A 23,776-nucleotide genomic window follows, 5' to 3' on the forward strand; every position below is an offset into this window, starting at 1 on the left:
TCCTGTTAATAGTTCGCAGTCGCACTGCGGTCGGTCGAGACAGCCGCAGCGCTACCGGAAAGAACGAGGCGGAACGCCGGAACGGTCCCGACAGATAGCGTGAGCGCCGCGCGCTCACTCAAGCGCGTGCCAGGAGAGACGCGGGCTCCGGGCAGCACTTGTCTGGTCGATGCGACTGGCGGCCGTCAACGACGGGGCCGTCGACAGCGTTGTCTCGTCCTCTCCCGCCACCGCGTTCAACGCCTCGGCAAGCTGGTCGAGGGTCTCCCGGCTCTCCGTCTCCGTTGGTTCGGTCATGAGAGCTTCGGAGACGATATCGGGCCACTTCGTCGTCGGCGGGTGGACACCGTAGTCGAGCATGCGCTTCGCGAAGTCGGCAGCGTCTCGGTCTCCCGCACTGGCGACGAACTCGTGGTGGAACGGTCCGAATGGGATGTCAAGGTCGATCTGCGAACCGAGATAGTTCGCGTTGAGTACCGCCTTTGCGCTCGTATCAGCCAGTCCGTCGTCGCCGAGCCGTTCGATGTAGGCGTAGGCTTTCAGCAGGACGAGCCAGTTCCCCATTGCCCCATGGACCTTGCCGATCGAGTGCTCCGGCTCGTGTAACTCGTACTCGTCGCCGTCGACCCGCACCTGCGGCGAGGGCAGGAACTCGGCCAGATCCTCAGTGACACCGATCGGACCGGCACCGGGTCCACCGCCACCATGGGGTGTGGCGAAGGTTTTGTGCAGGTTGAAGTGCATGATGTCGAACCCCATGTCACCCGGCCGGGCCTGCCCCAGCAGTGCGTTCAGGTTCGCGCCGTCGTAGTACAGCAACCCACCCGCGTCGTGGACGATTTCGGCAATCTCCTCGATGTCTCGCTCGAACAGCCCCAGCGTGTTGGGGTTTGTCAGCATCAGTGCTGCCGTCTTGTCGCTGACGGCCCCTTCCAGCGCGTCAAGGTCGAGCCGGCCGTCGTCGCTCGGCGGGAGTTCGACTACATCGTAGCCCGCCAGCGCTGCGCTCGCGAAGTTGGTCCCGTGGGCGCTCGACGGGACAATCACCTCATTGCGGTCCTCCTCGTCGTTATGCTCGTGGTAGGCCTTCGCAACGAGAATACCCGTGAACTCACCGGCCGCCCCGGCGGGCGGCTGGAGTGTCACTGCATCCATCCCACCGATCTTCCCCAGATGCGCTTGTAGGCGACCGTAGATTTCGAGCGTGCCCTGTGTAGACTCGGCCGATCGATCCCGGTGAGCGGCCGCGTCGGCGAGCGCGGCAACGTCCTCGGTGAACTTGGGGTTATACTTCATCGTACAGGATCCAAGCGGGAACACCCCGTTTTCGATGCCGTAGTTCATCTGGGAGAGGCGCGTGTAGTGGCGCGCAATCTCGGGCTCGGAGAGTTCCGGAAGGGTCACCGATTCCCTGGTCAGATCGTCGGGAAGCGACGTCTGCTCTACGACGTCGACCCGCTCTTCGTTTTTCTCCACGAGTAGGGGCTCGTACCGGTCGCCGTCCATCTCACTCCAAGTGGCTTGGTCGTAGCGCTGCATCAGGCGACCACCTCCTTGACCGCTGCCACGAATTCGTCCCGCTCGCTGCGGTTAGCGTCAGTGATACAGATCTGAATCAGATGATCGTCGACAGCGTGAACTGCAAACCCGGCGCTCTCGAGGTCATCGGCGACCCACTCGGCGTCCTGTCGCGTCTCCGCAAGGAACTCGCGGAAGTGGTGCCGGTCGTGGACGGGCGCAGTGATGCCCTCGATGTCGTCGAGATCGGCTGCCAGTTCCTGTGACAGTTCAACACACTCTGCGGCCAGGTCGACCAACCCGGTCGCGCCGAGCCAAGCGATGTGAATCGCGGTCCGTAACGCGACCCACGCCTGGTTGGTGCAAATGTTTGAGGTGGCCCGTTCTCGGCGGATGTGCTGTTCCCGGGTCTGCAGGGTGAGCGTGTACGCGCGGTTGTCGCTCGCGTCTTCGCTCACGCCGACAAGCCGTCCCGGCACCTGACGAAGGTAATCATCCCGGCAGGCGAAGAGCCCAAGTCCCATTCCGTACGCCGGTGGTAGTCCGAGGACACTCGCGTCACCGACGACGATATCTGCGCCGACGCTCGCCGGTTCTTCGAGCAGCGCCAGCGCGACGGGGTCGGTCCCCAGGCAGAAGGCCGCGTCGTGTTCGTCGGCGACGTCGCCCACCGCCGAGAGGTCTTCCTGGATGGTTCCGACTGCTGTCGGGTTCTCGACATACACCATCACCGTCTCGTCGGTGACGTGCTCTGCGAGCGTTTCCGAGTCGGTCGCCCCGTTCGTAGTGGGGTATGTATTGACCGTCAAGTCGACACCGGAGAGGTAGTTTTCGAGGACAGACAGGCGCTCCTCGCGGACGAGATCCGAGACGAGCACCTGCGATCCGCTGGTTCCGCGGACTCGGTCGGCTAGCAAGGCCGCCTCGCCCAGCGCCGTCGCGGCGTCGTACATCGAACAGTTCGCAACCTCGAGGCCGGTGAGTTCGACCAACATCGACTGATACTCGAACAGCGCCTGGAGGAACCCCTGGGCGATTTCGGGCTGGTACTGGGTGTAGCTCGTCAGGAACTCTGAGCGCAGAGAGAGGTTGTCAACGAGCGAGGGAACGTAATGATCGTACTGACCGCGCCCGAGGAACTCCGTGAGTTGCTCGTTCTGGGCGAGCGTGTCCGATACGTTCTGAACGACCGCCTGCTCAGACGCCGACTCGATTCCGAACGCTCCCTCGAACTGGACCGACGGCGGGATGTCGAACAGTTCCTCGACGGACTCAGCGCCGATTATGTCGAGCATCGTCTGGACGTCCTCTTCGGTGTGTGGAGTGAAGGGGTTGCCTTCGGACCGACGCTCGCTGCCCACGTTCTGGATGTTCTGTGTCATTTGGGTTTTCTGTGTCATCAGTAACTCTCTCGCATGCTCATTCGATCTGGTCTCGGTACTCATCGGCCGACAGGAGCGGTTCTGTATCGAGGTCCCCGTCGAGTTCTAGTTCGATCAACCAGCCGTCGCCGAAGGGGTCGTCGTTAACGAGCACCGGCTCGGATTCCGCTGCCTCATTGACGTCGGCGACGACGCCAGCGACCGGAGCGTAGATATCGGAGACGGCTTTGATACTCTCAACGACGGCGAATTCGTCGCCGTCGTCGAGTTCGGTGCCGACTGCCGGCAGTTCGACGAAGACGATGTCGCCGAGTTCGTCCTGCGCGAAGTCGGTGATCCCGATCCTCGCAGTGTCGTCGGTCAGTTCGATCCATTCGTGCGATTCGGTGTAGTGCAGTTCGTCGGGTACGTCAAATTCCATTGGTGTTGCTTGTAGTCCGCTCGTGGTTCAATCGCGATGCTCCTGCAGGAACCGGTGGCTCACGACCGCCGCTGTCGCCGTCCGATCGCGTATCTCAACGCCAAGTGAGGTGCCCTCGTCAGCGTACTCCGCGTCGACGTAGCCGAGCGCAATCGGTACCTCAAGCGTCGAACTCATCGTCCCGCTAGTCACGTGACCGACCTGCTCGCCGTCGTGTAGAATCGGATAGCCGTGTCGCGGGATGCCCCGCTCCTGCAACTCAAGGCCGACGAGCAGTTCGTCCGGGTCGTCCGCGTCACGGAGCGCTTCCTGACCGACGAAGAAGGACTTCGAGTTGTCGACGACGAAGCTTAGGCGGGCCTCGTAGGGCGTGCGCGGCTCGTCCTCGGGGTGGAAGTCCTGTCCGGAGAGTAGTAATCCGGCTTCGAGTCGGAGTGTGTCTCGCGCGCCGAGCCCGCAGGGCTGCACGTCGTCGAACGCATTCCAGACAGCCTCAGAGTCGTTGTCGTCGAAGATCAGCTCGAAGCCGTCTTCGCCGGTGTAGCCGGTCCGGGCAACGAGGCAGTCGGCACCACCGATCGTCGTCTCGCGAGCGCTAAACTGAGATACGCCATCGAGGGGGTCAGCGGCGACTTCCTGGACGCGGTCGACCGCATCCGGGCCCTGTACGGCGAACATTCCGAGCTCTTCGGTCCGGTTTACGACGGCCGCGTCGAGGTCGTGTGCTGTCGCGTAGTCGGTCCAGCGGTCGACCATCATCTCGTCGTGCCCGGCATTAGGGACGAAGAGGTACTCCTCGCTATCGGGGCGGAAGTAGACCACGGTGTCGTCGATGATGATCCCATCCTCGTTCAGAATGCAGGCATACTGAGCGTCCCCCGGATCAAGCGTGGTCACGTCGTTGGTTGTGAGCTGGTTCATCAGATCCGCTGCGTCCGGACCACTGACTGTGACTTCACCCATGTGACTGACGTCGAAGATACCGACCGAGTTGCGGACTGCCGCGTGTTCGGTCGTGATAGAGTCGAACGAGACTGGCATATCCCAGCCGCCGAAGTCGGTGAAGTCGGCTCCGGACTGCGAGTGCTTCTCGTAGAGAGGTGGCTTTCGTGTCGACACGGTTTGGGTAATTCCTTGCAACGGTTATATAACTTACCGTGAGCGCCATCTCTGACGCGCTGTTTCAGAGACTGGAACGAGCGACGCGCGACAGCGTCGTTAGATCGCGAACTGTGACACGCACGTCAGTTGAGGCGAGTGACTTCGTAGCCCGCATTTTTGATCGCCTGAATGATGTGCTGGGTATGCTGGCCGCCGCTCGTCTCGATGCGGAAGTCGAGGTACGCCTCGCCAACCTTCAGCTCGTCGATGGCCCGCTCGTGACTGACGTTCCGGATATTGGCATTCTCGTCGGCGATGATGCTCGAGATGGTGCTCATCCTCCCTGGTTCGTCAATGATGCGAACCCGGAGCTGGACGAGCTGCTGTCGGTAGGTAAGCTCATGCGTGAGTGTTCGCTGGAGCATCGTTGCGCTGAGGTTCCCGCCGCTGAGGACTGGGACGACCGTCTCGTTAGCGACATCGACCCGGTCGCTCAGGAGCGCTGCTATGGTCGCCGCTCCGGCGCCTTCAACCATCTGCTTGGTCCGCTCAAGGAGATAGCGGATGCTGTGCGCAATCTCCGTGTCTGAGACCGTTACCACCTCGTTGACGTGCCGGTCTATGAGTTGGTACGTAAGCTCCGAAATACCACCCGTTGCAATCCCGTCTGCGATTGTCTGGACCGAATCGATTGTCTGTGGCCCACCCTTCTGGAGGCTCTGGGGGACGGTCGCCGCGTCTTCGGCCTGGACGCCGATGATACGGACGGACGGATCTAGTTCCGCGACGGCTGCCGAGATACCACCGATAAGCCCGCCGCCACCGATCGGTACAAGGATCGTATCGACGTCTGGGACCTGATCGAGGATTTCGAGGCCGAGCGTCCCTTGGCCGGCGACGATGTCGGGGTCGTCGTACGCGTGAACGAAGACGGTACTGTCATCGACTAGTGACTGCGCATACTCCATCGCCGCCTGAAAGTTCTGCCCGTGGAGGTCGACGTCGGCGCCGTAGTCCCTCGTCGCGTCCACCTTCGACTGTGGCGCATTTGTCGGCATGACGATCGTCGCCTCAAGGCCAGTCTCTGCTGCAGCAAGCGCGACACCCTGCGCGTGGTTGCCGGCGCTGGCGGCGATCACCCGGTCGACGGTTGATCCACCGTCGGTGTCTTCCAACTGGACAAGTTTGTTGTACGCCCCCCTCGTCTTGAACGAGCCCGTTCGCTGGAGATGCTCCATTTTGAGGTAGACCCGAGCGTCGGTATCGCGGTCTAGCGTCCGGCTCGTCTCAATTGGTGTCTTCCTGGCGACCGACTCGCCGGCGAGGCGGTTCTGTGCTCGCTGAATATCGGTGAGTTGTACGGACATAGTTCCTGAACCGGTAGTTGATTTCCGACGGCACCTAGAGGGAACCTTCGGATAACGTACCGATTGTGCATAACGATTGTACGGAGCGATTTATACGTACTGGTCGTTGGAACGGGATACGTGACTCGCTGTCCCCTTATTTCCTTTCGGAATATGGGGAACAGTATGTGAAACATTTATGAATGATAGTCATATAGCGGCCGTTCATCGATTGATGTACGACCCATCGGATGATAAATTATCTTTCTGTTATTTATCGCCAATTAATCAGAATATTGTAGTCCCAGATGTACCAAACTATATCATATGTATTCCCCATGACGGGGAAGGTCTCTGTCCCGGGGTTTAAGCCTCTGCCTAGACAGTGGTAATGTATGGCGCGTCAAAACGACGGCGAACGACGGAAGACCACAGCGACATCGCTACGCATTGTCGATGCTATCGAGGAACTCGACGGTGCAACGCTCTCTGAAATCACCGAATACATGAAATCCTCCACGAGCACCCTTCACACACACCTCAATACCCTAGAAGAGTGCGGCTACGTCACGAAAGTCGGCAACAGCTACCAACTTGGACTGAAACTTTTCCGTCTTGGGGAAGCAGCCCGATACCGGGACGACCGGTTTCAGTTAGCGAAGAGGAAGGCTTTCGAACTCGCGAATACGACGAATGAGGAGGTCAGTTTCGCCGTCGAAGAGAACGGTCGCAGCATTGTCCTCTTCGACGAGACCAACAACCCCTCGATGGACGGCTTTCAGGTAGGGCACCATTTTTACATGCACAACTCAGCCAGCGGCAAGGCCATGCTCGCAGAGTTCGATGAGGAGCGCCGAAACGAAATTATCAATCGGTGGGGGCTGCCACGGGAGACGGAAAATACCATAGTCAATCGAGGTGAACTCTACGATGAACTCGCACGCATTCGAGAGCAGGGGTATGCCGTCAACGATCAGGAGGCACTGGAAGGGCTCCGATCGGTGGCCGTCGCCATCGAAGGCCCGGACGGTGATGTGTTTGGGTCGCTTGACGTCTCTGGACCGCCATATCGTCTTCCTCACGATGAGGAGCTAGCTAAGCTACTCTGGGACGTGGTTGATGAACTTGAAGCAGAGCTTGCATCGGCGTAATTCATACTCCAACCCAATTGCTGGAGAATATATGACGCTACAGTCACTACCTATGACCTCTACCCCTTCTTCGTACGCTGAATAGACGCCACCAGATATTCCAAGTGCTCAAAAGGAACCGCCATCCGGCAAGCGCACCGTATGGATGTTACACTAATAGGCTTGTAATAGAATGGCGTCCAGGACCACAAAGGAAGTAGATCGTCAGTAGTGTTATCATCGTCACCATTATCTCCTACTCATGGTGCTGTTTGGTGCTGCCTTGTTTACAGGAATAGTATTGTTCATCAGAAACATGACTCAGCCAGTACAACTTCGATCAGACGGCACTGTCTAGTTAAACCAGTTTGAGGAGCGAGCAGGTTGTTGAGTTAATTTGGGATGAAGCTCCCAGACCGACTCAGCGAGTGTTTTGCGACTGATTTAGAAGAACGTGGGAGCGTGAGCTGACGGCATGCCCGTCAGGGCGTTCGCTGTTCAACTCCACGCGACCAGATGTTCACTTAGAGAACCAAAACAGACCCTTCGATACCTCGGCGTTGAGCGCTCTCACCAAGCTGTTTGGCAATGGGTACATAGGCTGACTGACAGCGGACACAACCCGCCTGAGGCGAAGACGAAGCGGTGCGGTCGACGAGACTGCTGTCAAAATCAATGGAGAATAGTCTTGGTTATACACTACAATAGACACCGAGACAAAGCTGATTCTTGACGTCAAGTTGTTTGGACGACATGGAACTGATCCGGCTGCTGCGTTTCTCCATCGACTTTCGGAGAAACACAAATCTCTCAGACTCTATGTTTCTCGTTGATGGCTGGCTATCAGACTGCACTCTCTCGATTGGGATTGATCAGTCGGCTTGACTACGTCGAGAGAAACCTCATCGAAAAATGGATTCACCCTCAAAATACGAGTCGATCAGTTCCATAACTCGTGGGTGGGCAGTCACAGAAACGTCCGCGAGTAATTCATACAATTCGCGCAATACTATAATTTTCAATGGCCGCACCAAGCGCTCGATGGACGAACCCCGGTTGAGGAGGTCACTAACTAGACAGTGCCGACCGATCAAGATAATTGATTTAGTGACACTCTCGTTGTCGAACTCGTCGGTATTTCGATAATCTCGAAGTCTGTCGTCGTGACTTTTGACCCCACTTTGGTGCCGTCCTCTGTTCTATCTAACTCACTACACCCTGTCTGGGTTTATGACGAGTTGTGCGATGACGTTCAATGGTACGGTCACCTGAAACCACAGCGAGTAAATGGACGACCGTGTATATGAACCACAAGTAATGGTAGTAATATCGGGAGAGGAGATCGTCGAGTTCGTGACGTCAATCTTCGTGTTTTCGGCGATGTTCTCGATGGGCCTGAAGTTGTCCGTTAAGCAGCTAATCAACGCACTCAGGACGCGCCGGCTGCTAGTGAACTCACTGGCGGTGAACATCGTTGCAGTCCCGATAATCGCCTATTTTCTCGTTCAGATAGTCTCTGTGGAGACAGGACTCGCAGCAGGGATACTGTTGCTTGCGGTCTCACCCGGTGCACCGTTCGGCCCGAAGCTCGCAGAGATATCTGACAGTAATGTAGCGTTCGCGAGCGGTCTGATGGCGATTCTCTGTATACTCTCGGTCGTGTCGATCCCGATCTCTCTGTTGCTGCTACTCCCTGGTGATGCCGCTGTGGACCCCCTCGCCATCGGACGTCTGGTTCTGGTCGTTCAACTGGTCCCGCTACTGCTCGGGCTCGGGATTTCGTTCGCCTCCCCTTCACTTGCAGAACGTCTGTATTGGCTGTTCAAGCGTCTCTCTGACTACACATTTGCCGGGTTAATCGTGGTCCTGTTGGTGGTTTACAGCGACAGTATGGTGTCGCTCGTCGGCACGGGAACGCTTGGTGTCTCAACTGTCGTCGTGGGTGCGTCATTGATGCTTGGATACTACCTCGGCGGACCAGCACAAGGGACTCGGGAGGTATTGGCGACGACGACCGCCGCTCGAAACGCGGCAACCGCACTGTTCATTTCGACGACTGGGTTCTCGGATTCGAATGTCCTCACGGCAGTCCTTGCGTTCTCGGTTATTGGCGTCGTTGGGTCAGGACTGATTGCGAGTGTGTGGCGACGACAACCTGCCGGGTCTGCCTCATCCCACGGTTAACACCTAAACCACGCTGTGATGAAGCGCTCGAAGAAGATGGGAGATAAAAGTGCTCGAACTACCAAATTAGGATTTCGATGAGGAGTCTGTAGGTGACATATCCGACGAAAATTGCTAGCATGAAGGACGCAATCCAAGCGAAGACAGTGTTCCTGATCTTCGTCCTACTTACTGATTCTTCCGTCGCTGCGTACCCACTACCGATGATCGCGCTAACCATGATTTCGTTGAAAGACACTGGAACACCGAGAAAAACGGCGGACTGGGCGATGAGGAACGACGGAATCAACGCGGCTATGGACCGCTGAGGTCCGAGCGCAGAGTAGTCTCTTGAGAGTGCTTTAATCATCCGTGGTGCACCGGTCCACGACCCGATCAGTAACCCGGCCCCACCCCCGATAAGGACAACGAAGAGTGAAATCCCAAACGAATCAGTAAGTGGGGTTACTGGACCGACCGCTAGTCCAACTTGCGTCCCCCCAGCCGAGAATGCAACCAGTCCGCCCAGCAAGAGCAACAATCGACGGAGAGTGCGGTCTCTGTGCCGTTCGAACTGTCGAGAGACGGAGAGATATCCGACTAGTCCCGAACACCCAATTGACAGTGCTACAATAGCCATCGAGAGGTGGTCTGAACGTTTGGCGAGTGACCCAAACATCCAAGCGACGGATCCAGTCGCACCTGGAGGTCCCAGAAATATAAACTCCATATTGACGACCGTAATGGCTGTCACCCCGCCGAGGGAAGGAACGAGGACACGGTTTGGAACGTGATTCGACCGGAGGAGCCGTGCGGTGAAGTACGCTGCACCGCCACCGAGAAACGGTGTTAGTATCCACAGTGTCGCGATCCGGCCATAGGTCATCCATGCGGGGTTCCCTCCAAGAGCGATACCAACGCCTGTTACAGCACCTGTAACGGTGAATGCGGTCGCAATCGGATATCCTGTGAACACGCCGATGGATACAAGCAGACCGGCGATCAAGAGACTCAACGTCGCGGCGAGCGGTGAAAGAGTGACTCCTTGTACGAGTCCGCTACCGACAGTTTTCGAGACGTTCGCACCCTGAGTGATAGCACCAAGGAAGCCTAGTATTCCGACGACGAACCCAGCTCGCATGACAGAAATGGAGTTGGCACCGACTGCGGGGGCGAATGGTGTCGACCCACTGGACCCAGCACCGATGGTCCACGCCATGAACAGACTCGCTGCCGTAGCGACAACGAGTGTTCCGACTACAGCTGCTTCGACCATCCCTCAGTGGAGTATGTGATATGTGAAATAGACATCGTGAGGTGGATGTGTCAGATTGTGTCTCTGTCGATGATATCCGAGGTGGACACATTCGACGTATACACGATCATCACCCCAAAGAAGGCGACGCCAAGCAGTTGGACTGGAAGTGTCGGGCCAAAGACTATGACAGCGAACAGTCCGACTGCGACGAGACGTACGGGTTTCGAAAGTTCGTACGCTCCATTGAACCCTGTGAGGCCGACAACTAGCGCGACAATCGCTGCGACGAGAAGCACCGCGGTGACAAGCGTCGACGGGTACTGCCACTGCAGCAACTGCGGGTTCAACACGAACATGAACGGGATGACGTACGTTGGCGTAGCTAGTACGAGCGTCTCTTTGGCAGTCTCTATGAAGTCGGTTCCAGAGATACTCATCGCGACAGTAACCGCCAACGCAACCGGTGGAGTCAGCGCGGACAGGAGTGCGAAATAGAAGATATAGAAGTGCGCGGCTATTTCGGTTATTCCGGCTTGAACCAACACGGGCGCGAGGATAGTCGCGACCAAAATGTACGCTGCGGGCGTGGGCATTCCCAGTCCGAGCAGGAGGCTTACGACCATCGTGACGAGTAAGATGATTGCGAAGCTCCCTCCCGAAATGTCGACCAACTGGAAGGCGATGCGCTGTGCGAGTCCAGTGACGCTAAAAATGTTGATGACGATACCCAGCGACGCAAGAATCGCAAGAAACGGTGCGAGGTTCTCACCACCAGCCCGGAGCCCATCGAGCGTTTCTACAGCAAACTCACGGACATTTCCGGCGAGAAGCTGACGGACCCCGCGTGACAACACTGCGGCAACGATAGTGTACAATCCCGCCGCGAGGGGGCCGAATTGCTCTATGACCAAGACGTAGACCAGTACACTGAGTGGAAGTAAGTACTGCAACCCACGACCAAGAAATACGAGCCACGAGTCGTCATCGGTTTCGACCTCTGCGTCCGCCGAACTATCTGCTTCGGTGACAGCACCGGTGTCGAAGCCCTCGTACCAACCGTTACCCACGATGGTGAAGTGAACGCCGATGGCTGTCCCAACGTAGAACAAAAGTGCCGGAATGATCCCTGCAATAGCCACGTCCGCGAACGGAACGCCAAGGATATCTGCCATGAGAAATGCCGCAGTTCCCATAATCGGAGGAAGTATCTGCCCGCCTGTACTCGCCACCGACTCGGTCGCAGCCGCGAACCGCGCTGGAATATCGTGTTCCTTCATGAGTGGGATGGTAAACGACCCTGTTGTCGCGACGTTCGACGCCGCCGATCCCATCATCGTCCCCATGAACATACTCGAGACGACTGCAGCTTGTGCGACCCCACTTCTCGAGTACTGCTTGATCTTGTTTCCAACTTCGATGAGATAATCGAAGCCACCATATCCTTCGATGAGTCCGGCGAAGACGATGAAGATAGCAATCCATGTAGCACCGACCTGTAACAGGAAACCGTAAATTCCGGTGAGTGTAATCGTCTGTCGGCGGACGAGTTCTTCCAAGCTCATTCCACCATGACCCAGTATCCCAGGGAGATGCGGACCGAACAGACCGTACAACATCGTTCCGACGATAACTAGACCGAGAACAGTCCCGTACTTACGGAATGTAGCGTCGGTCACGACGTATACAAGCGCAAGACCAACTAGAAGGTCGACATCGGTGTAGATGAGGAGCCGGCCCTCCTGGAGCCACCGGAAGTACGAGAGGTGAACGTACCCGACAGCAGCAAGTGTGAGGAGGCCGAGAAAAACACAAATGCCCGCGCTCACTCGAGTCCGGGTCGAATCACGACCAGACTGGAGTAGCTCGCTCGCGTGCATAAAATAGTAGATGGCAAGCCCGACTCCGAGGACAGCGTTCGCATGTTGACGTTGCGGGAGTGCGGTGTTGACGGCGAAGTAGACAATCCAGAGAGCTAGTACGACCGCTAATACGCCTGAAGCGGGTGTGAGGATTCGTTCAGCGATCCGCTGAGGGTGCGTCGTTGTTGTCATTGTGAATCTTGTGTGTAGGTTTCTTGCGGACGCATCATACAGACCCGACTGTGTATTCGTCGCTCCACACCCCGAGTTCTTTCAGGAACTTTGCGGCCCCCGGGTGGACGGGGACTTCCGGCGTCATGTTCCGCATGTACCAGTCTTTGGCCGTCCACACTTCGAAAGCACTGTGTGTGTTGCTCAGTGCGGTGGTGTTCTCCCACGACGTTTTTAACAGCGTGTAAATCGTCTCGATGGGCACCGCATCAGACGTCCAAAGGACATAGTTCGCCGATACTGTGGGTGCAGTATCTCCTTGCGCTGTGAATTCGTCGATGTTTTTCACGGTGTCTTTCTTCAGCTCTGCAAGCGGCGTCTTCGAATCCCCACCGATAGCCCCAAGCGTTTCGTCTCGGTACGAGAGCATTCGAACGGAGTTTTGCGAAAGCACCTGTTGCATGAATCCTGGTGTGACATTGTTCGACAATATCGGGCCGCCGACAGCTGTTGCTTGCCCAGACGACAGGATGTCGGAAAGTTGTCCGACACCCGAATTTTCGACCTGAAGATCCTCTATATCCAGTGCTTTCTTGAGAGCGACTTCCCAGACGTCCCAGTATGACGCCCCGGAGGGCCCTGGGCCAAGCGATTTTCCGGCGAGGTCACCAAAGTACTCGACATCCGTGGCTGCGTCGACGAAGGCTCCCAACTTCATGAAATAGAACGACGGGAGTTGTAGCAACGTCTGGCTGAACTCGACGTCACTGAACAATCCGGTTCGATTCTTCGCCCGCGTTCCAACCAGAGTCGTTCCGAACGAGATGTCCGTCTCACCACGACCTACGAGTGCGATTGATTGGCCGCTCGTTCCGGACTTGATATTGACCGTGAGTTCAGAGTTATCCTGTACGACAGCAGCCAGTGCGTTACCCATCCCGAACGCCAGCGAGTTCGATGGACCCGACGTGAATGAGAGTTCTGACTTACCACTTGAAGAAGTGGTTGTCGTAGATGTCGTGGCATCACCGGTGCATCCAGCAACGAGCCCAGTTGCACCGGCTGTTACAGCCCCAAGGAGGCCACGCCGCGTGAGATATTGACTGCGTTGGTCACTGTCGGAACTGTGAGTGCGGCCTGTTGACATGGTTCGATTTCACTATTGAGGGTTACTCTATTTATTATTATCGTTCACCAACTAGCATATTCGATAAACCTCAATTTTTGCGGTGTATGTGAACATACGAGATTAATCGTGTCTCAATAGAATACACCAGAAGTCCCAAAAGTCGAAAGAGGGGACCCAACAATTGGCAAGGAACACAGAGACCAGCGATGTACTACCGCCGCAGGTACCGACGAATTAAAGTGGACTTTGGAGTGTCAGCCCGTCTTCGGCGAGGAGTACTGTACCGTCGAACGTTTGTTTGGCTTCACGCCTCATTTGTTCGGTATCGAGGTACGGTGTCAAGTGAGTCAACACAAGTGTATCGACGTTCGCTGCTGTCGCAACCTCACCACATTCTGCTGGATTGCTGTGTACTTCTCCCAATCGGTCTAAATACTGTCCGTCGGGGTCGAAGAACTTGTCCCACACCGGCTTGTCTGAAGGGGGCGTATCAACGAGTGGACCGACACAGCAGTCGTGGACGAGGACGTTGGCACCACTAGCGAAGTCCGCGAGTCCATCGACGACTGTCGTATCTCCAGAAAAGACGAACGACTCGCCCGTGTTTTTGTCGTCGAATCGGTATCCGTACGTCTCGATGGAGTGGTCGACTGGAAATGCCGTGATTCGACAGTCCCCGATATGGGTTGAGAAGTCTGGTCCGACTTCATTAGTCTCGATGTCGTTGAGACCGTCCAGAGACCGCCCAAGGGACTCACGGTACTCGAAATCCGTCTCGTATAACCGGTACATCGCTTCGAGGAGTGTCTCCGTCTCTGCGGGCCCGTACAGTTCGAGATCACGCCGCCCAAGCAACCAACTAGAGATCACGAAGTGGAAGAACGATGCATTGTGGTCCATATGTTGGTGAGTGAATAGCAGATGCTCGATTGACTGTGGTTCGATCTCCGTCTCGAGCATCCGTTCGACAGTTCCGGGACCGCAGTCTACGAGAGCGGTTTCCGTGCCGCAATCCACGGCAACTGCAGTACCTGCACGTGTTGGATCTGGAATTGGACTTCCAGACCCAAGGATAGTCACATCCATGATCCATGGTATCTCACATTCATAGATAACTGTTGTGTAGCGATTGTCCCAAGGAGGGTTCGATTCCTTCGAATATCTAACTACGATACCTGAATGCGTAGAATTCGGGGTTTTCACGACGGCGAAGAGAGTTCGAGTTCAATGATATTCTTCGCTCCCGAGACTGCGTCCGGTAAGGTGACTTCGAACCGTTCGCTTTGAAACCGGTGGGCAGGCCCGGAAACACCGATAGAGCCTATCGGTTCCCCTTCGTGTAAGATTGCACAGGCGACGGCGCGTCCCCCTTCGAGGCGCTCACCTCGATTAAACGCGAATCCCCGCTCCCGGATCGATTCGAACTCCTCGAAGAGAGCCGCACGTGACGTAACAGTATTCTCAGTATACGGCGTAAGCCCAGTCTCGTCGATAATCTCTATGACATCCTCGTCTGGAAGCTGTGCGAGTATCGATTTGCCCGCCGCGATTGCGTGGGGTCGACGACGAGAACCGAGGTCGCCGTACGCTTGAATCGCGTCTTCACCGCGGGCGTTACAAATGAAGTACACCCACCCATCTTCTAGCGTTGCAGCCCACGCCGCTTCACCGGTCTCGCGCGCCAAGTCGTCGACGACTGGCTGTGAGATACGCGTCAGCGTCTGTTTGTTTCGGACAGACATCCCTACGTTCAAGAATCGGAGACTGAGGTGGTAGTTTCCATCTTCTTTTACGACATAACCGAGTCTCTGGAGTGCGCCAAGGTGATTGTGGACCGTACTCGCTGCTAAGTCGAGGGATGCTGCGAGTTCTGTGACGCTTGCGTCGTTAAGTTCGTCAATAGACTCGATGATTCTGAAAGCCGTCGTCGTGGTTTTCGACCACCGTTTTGGCATGTTATCTTTGCTCATATTCGGTGATTGATCCAAGCAAATATAAACCTCACCGGAGCGCGTCATGCAGACTTCTCTTCTCACGTATTAAACAGATCCCTGTGGTTTTCGAACATATCGAATGATAGTATTCTCGGTACGGTTGTTCCACTCGATCTCCGGATTTGTATAGTACTACTGGTGGAACTTCTTCGTCAGCAACGACACTTCATTACAACAATAGCGGTGTAATTTGATACGTTGGCATGATATCAAATTCTCCACTTGTTCGGAAGATAGCGGTCTCGTCGAACCGTCTAGAAGTAATTTCCAAAAAGAGGACGTGACGTCGTCCTAATTCCTGCGTAATTCGACTCAATCGAATTTGAGAGAGGTAGAAAAGCGAACGAAGAGTCGGGAGGAGTCGTGTAAAATCAGTCGTTGGGGAGACAGTATATCAATCATGGTCACCACTTGTAGAACTACACCTTCACCATCCATGAATTTCGATATATTCGAAAGCTGGCTGCGCGACAGTTAGTGTCTAGCGTGAACTCGCCCCTCGTTGATACTCATACTCGTTGCCTCGAACTTGCCTGCACTACTCACGAGCGAGGAGACATTTTCATTCCCATTTCTCGTTTCGATATTCCTGAAACGACAGTGATCCACGGGATTTCGACCTTTTGAGAGGCTACACGAACTGTCGCCTTAGCTCACGCGAAACCTGGGCGTTCAGAAAAAGAGTGCGAACACCCCGATTTGTACTGGAACGAGAAATAGCAGTGACACAGCGGCGATAGCACTCGAGATGCGGGTCAATTCGACACTGTCTACAGTTCCCATCCCGAGGATCGCCACGAGAACTGCCGATTGATACGGGAAAAAGTAGGTATTGAGGGCCACAGCCTCCATCACCGCCACTGGAACCAACGGGATTCCGATACTACTCGAAAATGAAGTGAGAATTGGTGTGAGGACACTGGCGACGGCAAGACCCTCCATCACCAGAGTGAGGAGTTGTGAGACGACGACGACGAATACGAGAACGATAGGGAGCGATGCATCGCTCGGCAACTGTGAGAGGAGCGCTTCGGCAGCCAGATCGGTGAACCCAGTCTGCTGGAGACCCGCGGCGATTGCGAATATCGCGCCGAAAAAGAACAGGATCGAGAAATCGGCCTCAGAGATGGCGTCCGAATCGACAACACCAATCTTTGGAGCGAACGCCAAGAGTGCAATCACGAGCGCGCCGAATAACGGATGAAGTCCGTGTAAGAAGTCCGTCATCCAGATGGCTACACCAACGAGGAGGAAGGCGAGCATTCTCAACTGCTGGGATGTCACACCAACGTTCTCAGTTCGTTCGTGAGCGGCGAGGGAACCCTTGTCGCGCGGGTGATAGAGAAGATAGGTGACGGTGATTACCACCAGAACGCGACCGATTCCCATCACAGGACCGGCCCAGAGTAGCCATTCAGTCCATGAGATAGATAGGCCAGTGGTAGATTCGACGAGCCCGGTTACGATGATGTTCGCGAGAGCCCCAGTCAGAACGCCTGATGAACCGTAAAACGTCGCCAACAGTGGGCCGAGAAAGAGCCCAATTTTCGCTCGCCGTTCAGTGAAGAGGTCGCCGAGTGAGAGCAGTATCGGCCCAAGAATGAGAACCCGAACGAGCGCAGAGGGTATCAAGACGGCCAGCGCGAGACTCGCGAGGCAGAAGGCGACGAGTAGGTATCGAAACGCAGCGACGGCATCAGTTGAGGCAGCGGTCGGCATTCGGGTGCGAGCAAGCGTCTCTACTAACCTTGCCAGACCACTCTGACGGGAAGCTTCTCCGACGAGAATTCCAACAGCGACCAGCCACGTCGCCGGCGAACGAAACCCTGTCAATGCTAACCCAGGCGAGAATGCGACTCCGATTAATCCGATACCGAGGAGTGCTGTGAACCACGGCTCAACCGGTGACTTGATCCACAACACGACGCAAAACACTGTGATAGCGAGCATGAGACTCGCATCTCGCGCGAGTGGAACGAACCGAAAGATAGCTGCAGCCACAAGTATCCCACAGAGAGGTGAAACCCATGTAGGGTGGATATTAGGGATGCCAATGGTAGACCAACGTGAGTCACTCGACATTGTAGGTCTGATCTCAAGACCCATGGCAATGATTCTATCGGGGCTCCGTAGCCAGCGTTTGACTCATTCGGCTATCGATTAGAAACCCCCCATAGACTTATTGCAAAACTGTACCAAAGGCTCGGTATGGCACAACAAGAGCCAGAGGAACTCTTAGAGCTGAGTTCCGGTACCCGAGGTATCCTCGAAGAACACGACCTACGTCCACTGTGGGAAGTCGAAGATGACATGGGCCACGTCTTAGACGACCCCGACTCAGATATCTGGAAGTGGGAGGATATTCAGACCGCCATTGACGCTATCGAGGAAGACGTTCCGATTGCCGACCTCCCACCAGGGTTCCAGCGGCGCGTCGCCGTTCCAATCAACACGGCAAACGCCATCTCGAACACTATCTACGTCGGGATTCAAACGGTCTCGCCGGGCGAGACCGCGCCTTCGCACCGACACGGGGCGAACGCGCTTCGGTTCACGATCGACGGGCACGAGGAGATGAAGACGGTGGTCGCGGGCGAGGAGTTCCCGATGAAGGACAACGACCTCATCACGACGCCGCAGTGGGAGTGGCACGACCACGTGAACGACGGCGACAAGACGGCAGCGTGGCTCGACGTCCTCGACCTCCCGCTCGTGCTCGATTCGCTCAACGCGAAAAATACCTTCGAGTATCACGAACTGGACCGTCAGCCGGTCACGAAGACGCCGGGATACTGGGAGTCACAGTACGGGCGTGCCCGTGACTACGACGAGACGAAGCGAGACGGCATTCCTGGTCCATTTGAGGGGAAGTGCGAGGCGACGCCGCCCTACCGGTTCGGGTGGAACGACACCCTAGAAGCGCTCCGTCAGCGCGCCGACAACGATACCCCAGACCCGCACGACGGCTACAGTCTCTCGTACGTCAACCCAGCGTCGGGGAAGCCGCCGCTGTTTCCAACGATGTCGTTCCGCGCGCAGTTGCTTCAAGAGGAGACTGACCCACACTTCCACAACGCGACTGAGGTATACTTCGTCATCGAGGGTGAAGGCGCGACGCATGTCGGCGACGAGGCACTGGAGTGGAGTCAGTGGGACGTGTTCGTCGTCGCACCGGACGAGATTCATCACCATGATCCGGATGGTGAGGCCATCCTCCTCGGGATGACCGACCGTCCCGTGTTCGAGGCGTTCAACCTCTACGCCGAGGCGGCACCACAGTAATCGCGGCTGTCGGCGAGCGTTCAAGCACTACGGACGACAGCTGTTACTGCCAAGAGGTATTTCATACGCTGTTTTACTGCAGGTGGTAGGCTTATGTACTCGGCGCCACGACAACGTGTATGGCGGAGTTCGAAAATCCATACGCACAGGCAAATCCATTTGTCAGAGCGCACTTTGACTGCTTGAACTGTGGCGGAAAACTGTGGGAGTACGCCATTCAAGACCGGATGGTATGTGAGGACTGCCGCGAATTGTTCGACTCCTCGGAGATATTCGACAAATCAATTGGCCATGAGTAACCGTCTAGACCAACGCAGCACGTCTGCTGATCACACCGACGAACGACCGAACTACGATCACACGTCGAACGACGTCAAGCGGCCGGCGCTCGTCTCCGACCTTCGAGAGCGAGTTGACGGCGACGTTCGGTTCGATACGTACACGCGGCAGTTGTACGCAACCGACGCGAGTGCGTACGAAGAGACGCCAATCGGCGTCGTATTCCCGACATCGACCGAGGATACCGCTGCCGTCGTCTCTTACTGCTCCGAACGGGGAATCCCAGTCCTCCCCCGGGGTGCTGGAACGAGTCTGGCCGGACAGGCGGTCAACGAGGCCGTCGTCCTCGACTTCACCCGGTACATGGACACCATCGTGTCTGTCGATGCGGATGCACGGTACGCTCAGGTGCAATCCGGCGTCGTCCTCGCGGAACTCAACGAGGCGCTGTCCCCGCACGAACTGAAGTTCGCACCCGACCCCGCGGCCGGCGACAGGAGCGTCATCGGCGGTGCCATCGGCAACAACTCAACCGGCGCGCACTCGCTCAAATACGGGAAGACCGACGCGTACGTCGAGGAGTGTGAGGTTGTCTTGGCCGACGGGGCGGTCGCAACGCTCGGCGAGACGGACCTCGATAAACTCCGAGAGCGCGCCGACAGCGACGGCACGCTTCTCCAACGCGTGTACGCCGAAGTCGTTCGCATCGTCGACGACGAAGCCGATGAGGTCAGAGCGCGGTTCCCCGAGTTGAAACGCAACGTCTCCGGTACAACCTCGACGTTCTCGTGGAAGAAGCCGAGACGGGGACAGTCAACCTCGCGCGGCTCATGGCGGGGAGCGAAGGGACATTAGCGGTCGTCACCGAAGCCAAGGTCGCCTTAGAGCCGGTCCCCGAGACGAAGGCGGTCTCGCTGCTGTTCTACGAGAGCGTGCTCGACGCCGTGACCGACGTGCAGCACGTCCTCGAACACGACCCCGCGGCCGTCGAACTCATCGACGACGTCCTTATCGGGTTGGCGCGGGAAACCGCCGATTTCGAGGAGATTGCCGCGCTCGTCCCGGACGACGCACAGGCGGGACTACTCGTGGAGTTTTATGCCGACGACGACGGTCACGGACGGTCGCTGACTTCGGGGCTCCTCGCTGACCGCGTTTCCGAGGGAGAAGGGGACGTAGAGCCACCGAAGGACCACCCAGACACCGTACAGACGTTCTCATTCGCCGGGGTGGAAGCGCACAGTGAGGTTGACAGAGAGCAGTTCTGGAAGCTTCGGAAAGCCGGTCTCCCCATCCTGCTCTCTCGGACATCCGATGAGAAACACATTAGTTTCATCGAGGATTGTGCGATTCCACCGGAGCACCTCCCCGAGTTCGTTGAACGCTTCCAAACACTGCTCGAAGCCAAGAGCCGCGACGTCGACGCAGCGTTTTACGCGCACGCCGGTCCGGGCGTCTTGCACGTCCGCCCGCTCGTGAACACGAAAGCCGCGGCGGACCGACGGGACATGGTCGAGATTGCCGACGCTGTGACCGACTTCGTGGTCGAACTCGGCGGGAGCGTCTCCGGCGAACACGGCGACGGTCGCGCGCGGACTCAATGGAACCGCAAACTGTACGGTGACGCGCTCTGGAACGCCTTCCGTGACCTGAAGACCGCGTTCGACCCCGACTGGTTGCTCAACCCTGGCAACGTCTGTGGCGACCACGATATGACCGAGCACCTCCGGTACGACGGCGAGTACTCCTACAACACCGGATTCGAACCATCGCTCAACTGGGAGAACGAAAACGGCATGCAGGGGATGGTAGAACTTTGCCACGGCTGTGGTGGGTGTCGTGGGGACCAAGACACGTCCGGGGGCGTGATGTGTCCGACGTACCGCGCTGCCGGTGAAGAGATTACGACGACGCGGGGGCGCGCGAATCTCCTTCGGCAAGCGATGAGTGGGGACCTGCCGGACGACCCGACTGACGACGAGTTCGCCGAGGAGGTGCTTGACCTCTGTATCGGCTGTAAGGGGTGTGCCCGCGACTGTCCGAGCGAAGTCGACATGGCGAAACTGAAAACCGAAGTCATGCATGCGCGTCACCAAGAACACGGGTCGAGCCTCCGTGACAAGCTCTTCGCGAACTTCGACGCATTGGCTCCCCTCGGAAGCGCGCTCGCCCCGATTTCGAACCTCGCGCAGTCGATTCCGGGAGCGAGAACGATTGCGGAGAAGACGCTCGGAATCGCACGCGAGCAGGCGCTTCCGGAGTTCCAGCGTGAGACGGTACGTGATTGGTTCGAGAGCCGCGGCGGTGCGCACGTCGCCGAGAGCAACGCCGAGCGGAAGGCGGTTTTCTTCGTGGACAGTTACACCAACTACAGTCACACGGAGGTCGGAAAAGCGACGGTTCGTGTCCTTGAGGCCGCCGGTGTCTACGTTCGGTTAGCTGAGCGCACCGATAGCGGTCGCCCGGCGCTCTCGAAGGGGTTCGTCGAAAAGTCACGTGACGCGGTCGAAAGCAACGTCGCGGAACTCGCACCGTACGTCAGAGACGGCTGGGACGTCGTCCTCGCCGAGCCGTCCGACGCGGTGATGTTCCAGTCTGACGCGCTCGACTTATGCGACGGCCCCGCTGTCGAATCCCTCGCAGCGAACGCCTACGGAGTTTGCGAATACCTCGACTCCTTCCGGCTCGGCGAGAACGTCGACTGGGAGCCGACGACTGAGTCGGTCGCCTACCACGGTCACTGCCACCAGAAGGCGGTGAAGAAAGATCACCACGCCGTCGGTGTCCTCCGCCGCGCTGGCTACGAGGTCGACCCGTTGGATTCGGGCTGTTGCGGAATGGCTGGGAGCTTCGGCTACGAGTCCGAGCATTACTCACTCAGCAAATCGATCGGTGAGATCCTGTTTGAGCAGATCGAGGCGAGTGAGGCGACTGCCGTCACGGCCCCAGGAACATCCTGCCGAACGCAACTCAGCGACGACCGTATCGAAGCAGTCACCACCGACAGCTCGTTGTCTGGAACTGAACTCGACCGCGAAGAGCCGCCGACCCCGGTTGAACTACTCGACTACTGTCTCCCCAACTAACACACATATGCACGTGGGGGATTCATACAGACCCGCTACTCGACGTTGACTCGTCGAGATCTGCTCTTCGCAGATTTTCTCCAACAGCATGTTTTATAACCATCCTGAGTGAATAGGATACTATGCGATTCGTCAGATTCGACCAGGGACACCTGGGACTGTTGACTAACGACGGCATCGTCGACCTTACCGACCGCCTCGGACTCGGTACCACTGACCCACTCGTCGAGTACATCAATGGTGACTACGATACCAGCGAATACGTCGATGCTGAACCGGACTACGATAGAAGCGAAGTCGAGATCAAGTCGCCAGTAAAGCGCCCCGGTAAGGTTATCGCGGCACCCCTGAACTACGAGAACCACATCGAGGAAGCCATCGCGGATAAGGACATCACCACAGACGAGTGGTTCTCGATCGAGGACAAGGGGTACTTCCTAAAAGCGCCGTCGAGCGTCGTCGGGCCGGACCACGGCATCGAACTGCCGTTCGACGACCGTCGAGTCGACCACGAAATCGAACTCGCGTTCGTGATGGGCGAAGACACCAAGGACGTCGATTCCGACGAGGCCTGGAACAATATCTTCGGGTACACCATCCTACTCGACATCTCGGTCCGCGGCGATCAGGACCGGTCGAACCGGAAGTCCTACGACACGTTCACCGTCGTCGGCCCGAGCGTCGTCACCCCGGACGAAATCGACGACCCGCAGAATCTGGATATGCAGCTCGACCTCAACGGGGAGACACGTCAAGACGCGAATACCAGCGATATGGTCTACACCTGTGCGGACATCGTCCAGTACGCGAGTATCGGCGCGACGCTCGAAGCCGGCGACATCGTCACGACGGGAACGCCAGAAGGCGTGAGCGAACTCAACGACGGCGATACCGTCGAGGCCGAAATCGAGAGCGTCGGATCGATGACCGTCGACGTCACGCAACGGGACCTATCTTTCGCCGACGTGAACGTCCAGAAAGGCGGCCAGTAACGTCGCAGTACGTAGCGCCACTTTCCTTTTTGCGTCAGACGCAGCGTCGTGAGACATAGCGAAGCGTATCCGAAAGCACGAATCCGGGCCAATACCGATACGCGTACTCACCGCCTTTAGGGGTGATGTGAGCCTCAAGACGTTCTCGGGTTTCGAGAGCCGGTACAAAGAACTATGTTACAAGCTGCCATTCGTACGGTCGTGCGAGTGGCGTAAGGCGATCGCGAGCCAATTGCTTGAGCTACCCGACAGCGAAACCATGACAACGATTCTACTTGCAGTCGATACGGATGTTGAACGAGCCAAAAAACAAGCCAAAACCATAACCAGTCTCCCGCTACAGAACGAAGACACTCACATCTCCGTGTTGCATGTCTTCCGTACGGACGACGACAGAGCCGACGCGAAGAATCTTAAGTCGGTCAAGGCGGCACTCGATGACCTCGAAGCGGCAGGGTTTGCGGTCGAAGTCGAACAGTTGAGCGGGGATGCGGTTCAAAGCATCCTCGAGATGTCAGAGCGTATCGACGCCGACATCATCAGTCTCGCCGGTCGGAAGCGATCACCCGCGGGGAAAGCACTCTTCGGGAGCGTGTCTCAGGAGGTTCTCCTGAAGTCGGAGCGACCGGTCCTAATCGAAACGACCGATTGAAACGGGAAAAACC

The 23,776-nt window shown here is 57.1% G+C and carries 17 protein-coding genes and 2 pseudogenes; 8 read left to right on the forward strand and 11 right to left on the reverse strand.

What is annotated here, in order from left to right; translation table 11 throughout:
• Window positions 1-114: 114 nt before the first annotated feature.
• The 5 genes from gcvPB to ilvA all read right to left on the reverse strand — a co-directional run bounded on the left by gcvPB (window position 115) and on the right by ilvA (window position 5,789).
• Entirely contained in the window at window positions 115-1,539 is a 1,425-nt protein-coding gene (gcvPB, locus tag ATB1_RS11035; RefSeq protein ID WP_042663744.1) for an aminomethyl-transferring glycine dehydrogenase subunit GcvPB, read from the reverse strand.
• Window positions 1,539-2,900: an aminomethyl-transferring glycine dehydrogenase subunit GcvPA gene (gene gcvPA, locus ATB1_RS11040; RefSeq protein ID WP_042663770.1), complete on the reverse strand. Its 1,362-nt coding sequence runs from the start codon at window positions 2,898-2,900 to the stop codon at window positions 1,539-1,541. The genes gcvPB and gcvPA overlap by 1 nt, the downstream gene beginning before the upstream one ends.
• A gap of 37 nt (window positions 2,901-2,937) precedes the next feature.
• Complete coding sequence (gene gcvH, locus ATB1_RS11045) at window positions 2,938-3,321, reverse strand: glycine cleavage system protein GcvH (protein ID WP_042663745.1); 384 nt, start codon at window positions 3,319-3,321, stop codon at window positions 2,938-2,940.
• A gap of 27 nt (window positions 3,322-3,348) precedes the next feature.
• Window positions 3,349-4,440 (reverse strand): glycine cleavage system aminomethyltransferase GcvT, encoded by a 1,092-nt coding sequence (gcvT, locus tag ATB1_RS11050; protein WP_042663746.1) that lies wholly within the window; start codon window positions 4,438-4,440, stop codon window positions 3,349-3,351.
• Window positions 4,441-4,565: 125 nt separating this feature from the next.
• Window positions 4,566-5,789 carry a threonine ammonia-lyase gene (gene ilvA, locus ATB1_RS11055; RefSeq protein WP_042663747.1) on the reverse strand — a complete coding sequence of 408 codons (1,224 nt, stop codon included), beginning with the start codon at window positions 5,787-5,789 and terminating at the stop codon, window positions 4,566-4,568.
• Between the two features lie 374 nt (window positions 5,790-6,163).
• On the opposite strand from ilvA, the gene ATB1_RS11060 reads away from it, so the two are divergent.
• The 3 genes and pseudogenes from ATB1_RS11060 (at window position 6,164) to ATB1_RS11065 (ending at window position 9,082) form a co-directional block, all read left to right on the forward strand.
• Window positions 6,164-6,919: an IclR family transcriptional regulator gene (locus tag ATB1_RS11060; protein ID WP_042663748.1), complete on the forward strand. Its 756-nt coding sequence runs from the start codon at window positions 6,164-6,166 to the stop codon at window positions 6,917-6,919.
• 381 nt (window positions 6,920-7,300) lie between these two features.
• A pseudogene (locus tag ATB1_RS20700) lies at window positions 7,301-7,974 on the forward strand (IS6 family transposase).
• A 211-nt stretch (window positions 7,975-8,185) separates the two neighbouring features.
• On the forward strand, window positions 8,186-9,082 hold the full coding sequence (locus ATB1_RS11065; protein WP_198526088.1) for a bile acid:sodium symporter family protein: 897 nt from the start codon (window positions 8,186-8,188) through the stop codon (window positions 9,080-9,082).
• A 58-nt stretch (window positions 9,083-9,140) separates the two neighbouring features.
• On the opposite strand, the gene ATB1_RS11070 is transcribed toward ATB1_RS11065, so the two are convergent.
• The 6 genes from ATB1_RS11070 to ATB1_RS11095 form a co-directional block, all read right to left on the reverse strand.
• Window positions 9,141-10,337: an inorganic phosphate transporter gene (locus tag ATB1_RS11070; protein ID WP_042663750.1), complete on the reverse strand. Its 1,197-nt coding sequence runs from the start codon at window positions 10,335-10,337 to the stop codon at window positions 9,141-9,143.
• Between the two features lie 50 nt (window positions 10,338-10,387).
• Window positions 10,388-12,370 (reverse strand): TRAP transporter fused permease subunit, encoded by a 1,983-nt coding sequence (locus ATB1_RS11075; protein ID WP_052367934.1) that lies wholly within the window; start codon window positions 12,368-12,370, stop codon window positions 10,388-10,390.
• 34 nt (window positions 12,371-12,404) lie between these two features.
• Window positions 12,405-13,496 (reverse strand): TAXI family TRAP transporter solute-binding subunit, encoded by a 1,092-nt coding sequence (locus ATB1_RS11080; RefSeq protein WP_082256377.1) that lies wholly within the window; start codon window positions 13,494-13,496, stop codon window positions 12,405-12,407.
• A 216-nt stretch (window positions 13,497-13,712) separates the two neighbouring features.
• Window positions 13,713-14,681 carry an MBL fold metallo-hydrolase gene (locus tag ATB1_RS11085; RefSeq protein ID WP_198526089.1) on the reverse strand — a complete coding sequence of 323 codons (969 nt, stop codon included), beginning with the start codon at window positions 14,679-14,681 and terminating at the stop codon, window positions 13,713-13,715.
• Window positions 14,678-15,496, reverse strand: coding sequence for an IclR family transcriptional regulator (locus tag ATB1_RS11090; protein ID WP_082256378.1), 819 nt, complete (start codon window positions 15,494-15,496; stop codon window positions 14,678-14,680). The genes ATB1_RS11085 and ATB1_RS11090 overlap by 4 nt, the downstream gene beginning before the upstream one ends.
• A gap of 648 nt (window positions 15,497-16,144) precedes the next feature.
• Window positions 16,145-17,554, reverse strand: coding sequence for an SLC13 family permease (locus ATB1_RS11095; protein WP_042663773.1), 1,410 nt, complete (start codon window positions 17,552-17,554; stop codon window positions 16,145-16,147).
• Between the two features lie 126 nt (window positions 17,555-17,680).
• Between ATB1_RS11095 and ATB1_RS11100 the strand changes: the two genes are divergently transcribed.
• From ATB1_RS11100 to ATB1_RS11120, 5 genes and pseudogenes are all read left to right on the forward strand, one after another.
• Entirely contained in the window at window positions 17,681-18,754 is a 1,074-nt protein-coding gene (locus ATB1_RS11100) for a cupin domain-containing protein (RefSeq protein ID WP_042663756.1), read from the forward strand.
• 119 nt (window positions 18,755-18,873) lie between these two features.
• The gene (locus tag ATB1_RS11105) at window positions 18,874-19,053 is read left to right on the forward strand and encodes a hypothetical protein (RefSeq protein ID WP_013035200.1); all 180 of its coding nucleotides are present in this window, start codon (window positions 18,874-18,876) and stop codon (window positions 19,051-19,053) included.
• Window positions 19,046-22,119: pseudogene (locus ATB1_RS11110) on the forward strand (FAD-binding and (Fe-S)-binding domain-containing protein). Before ATB1_RS11105 ends, ATB1_RS11110 begins: the two are co-directional and overlap by 8 nt.
• A 122-nt stretch (window positions 22,120-22,241) precedes the next feature.
• Complete coding sequence (locus ATB1_RS11115; RefSeq protein ID WP_042663757.1) at window positions 22,242-23,111, forward strand: fumarylacetoacetate hydrolase family protein; 870 nt, start codon at window positions 22,242-22,244, stop codon at window positions 23,109-23,111.
• 127 nt (window positions 23,112-23,238) lie between these two features.
• Window positions 23,239-23,763 carry a universal stress protein gene (locus tag ATB1_RS11120; protein WP_241768191.1) on the forward strand — a complete coding sequence of 175 codons (525 nt, stop codon included), beginning with the start codon at window positions 23,239-23,241 and terminating at the stop codon, window positions 23,761-23,763.
• Window positions 23,764-23,776 lie beyond the last annotated feature (13 nt).

Source organism: Haloferax sp. ATB1, from assembly GCF_000730175.1.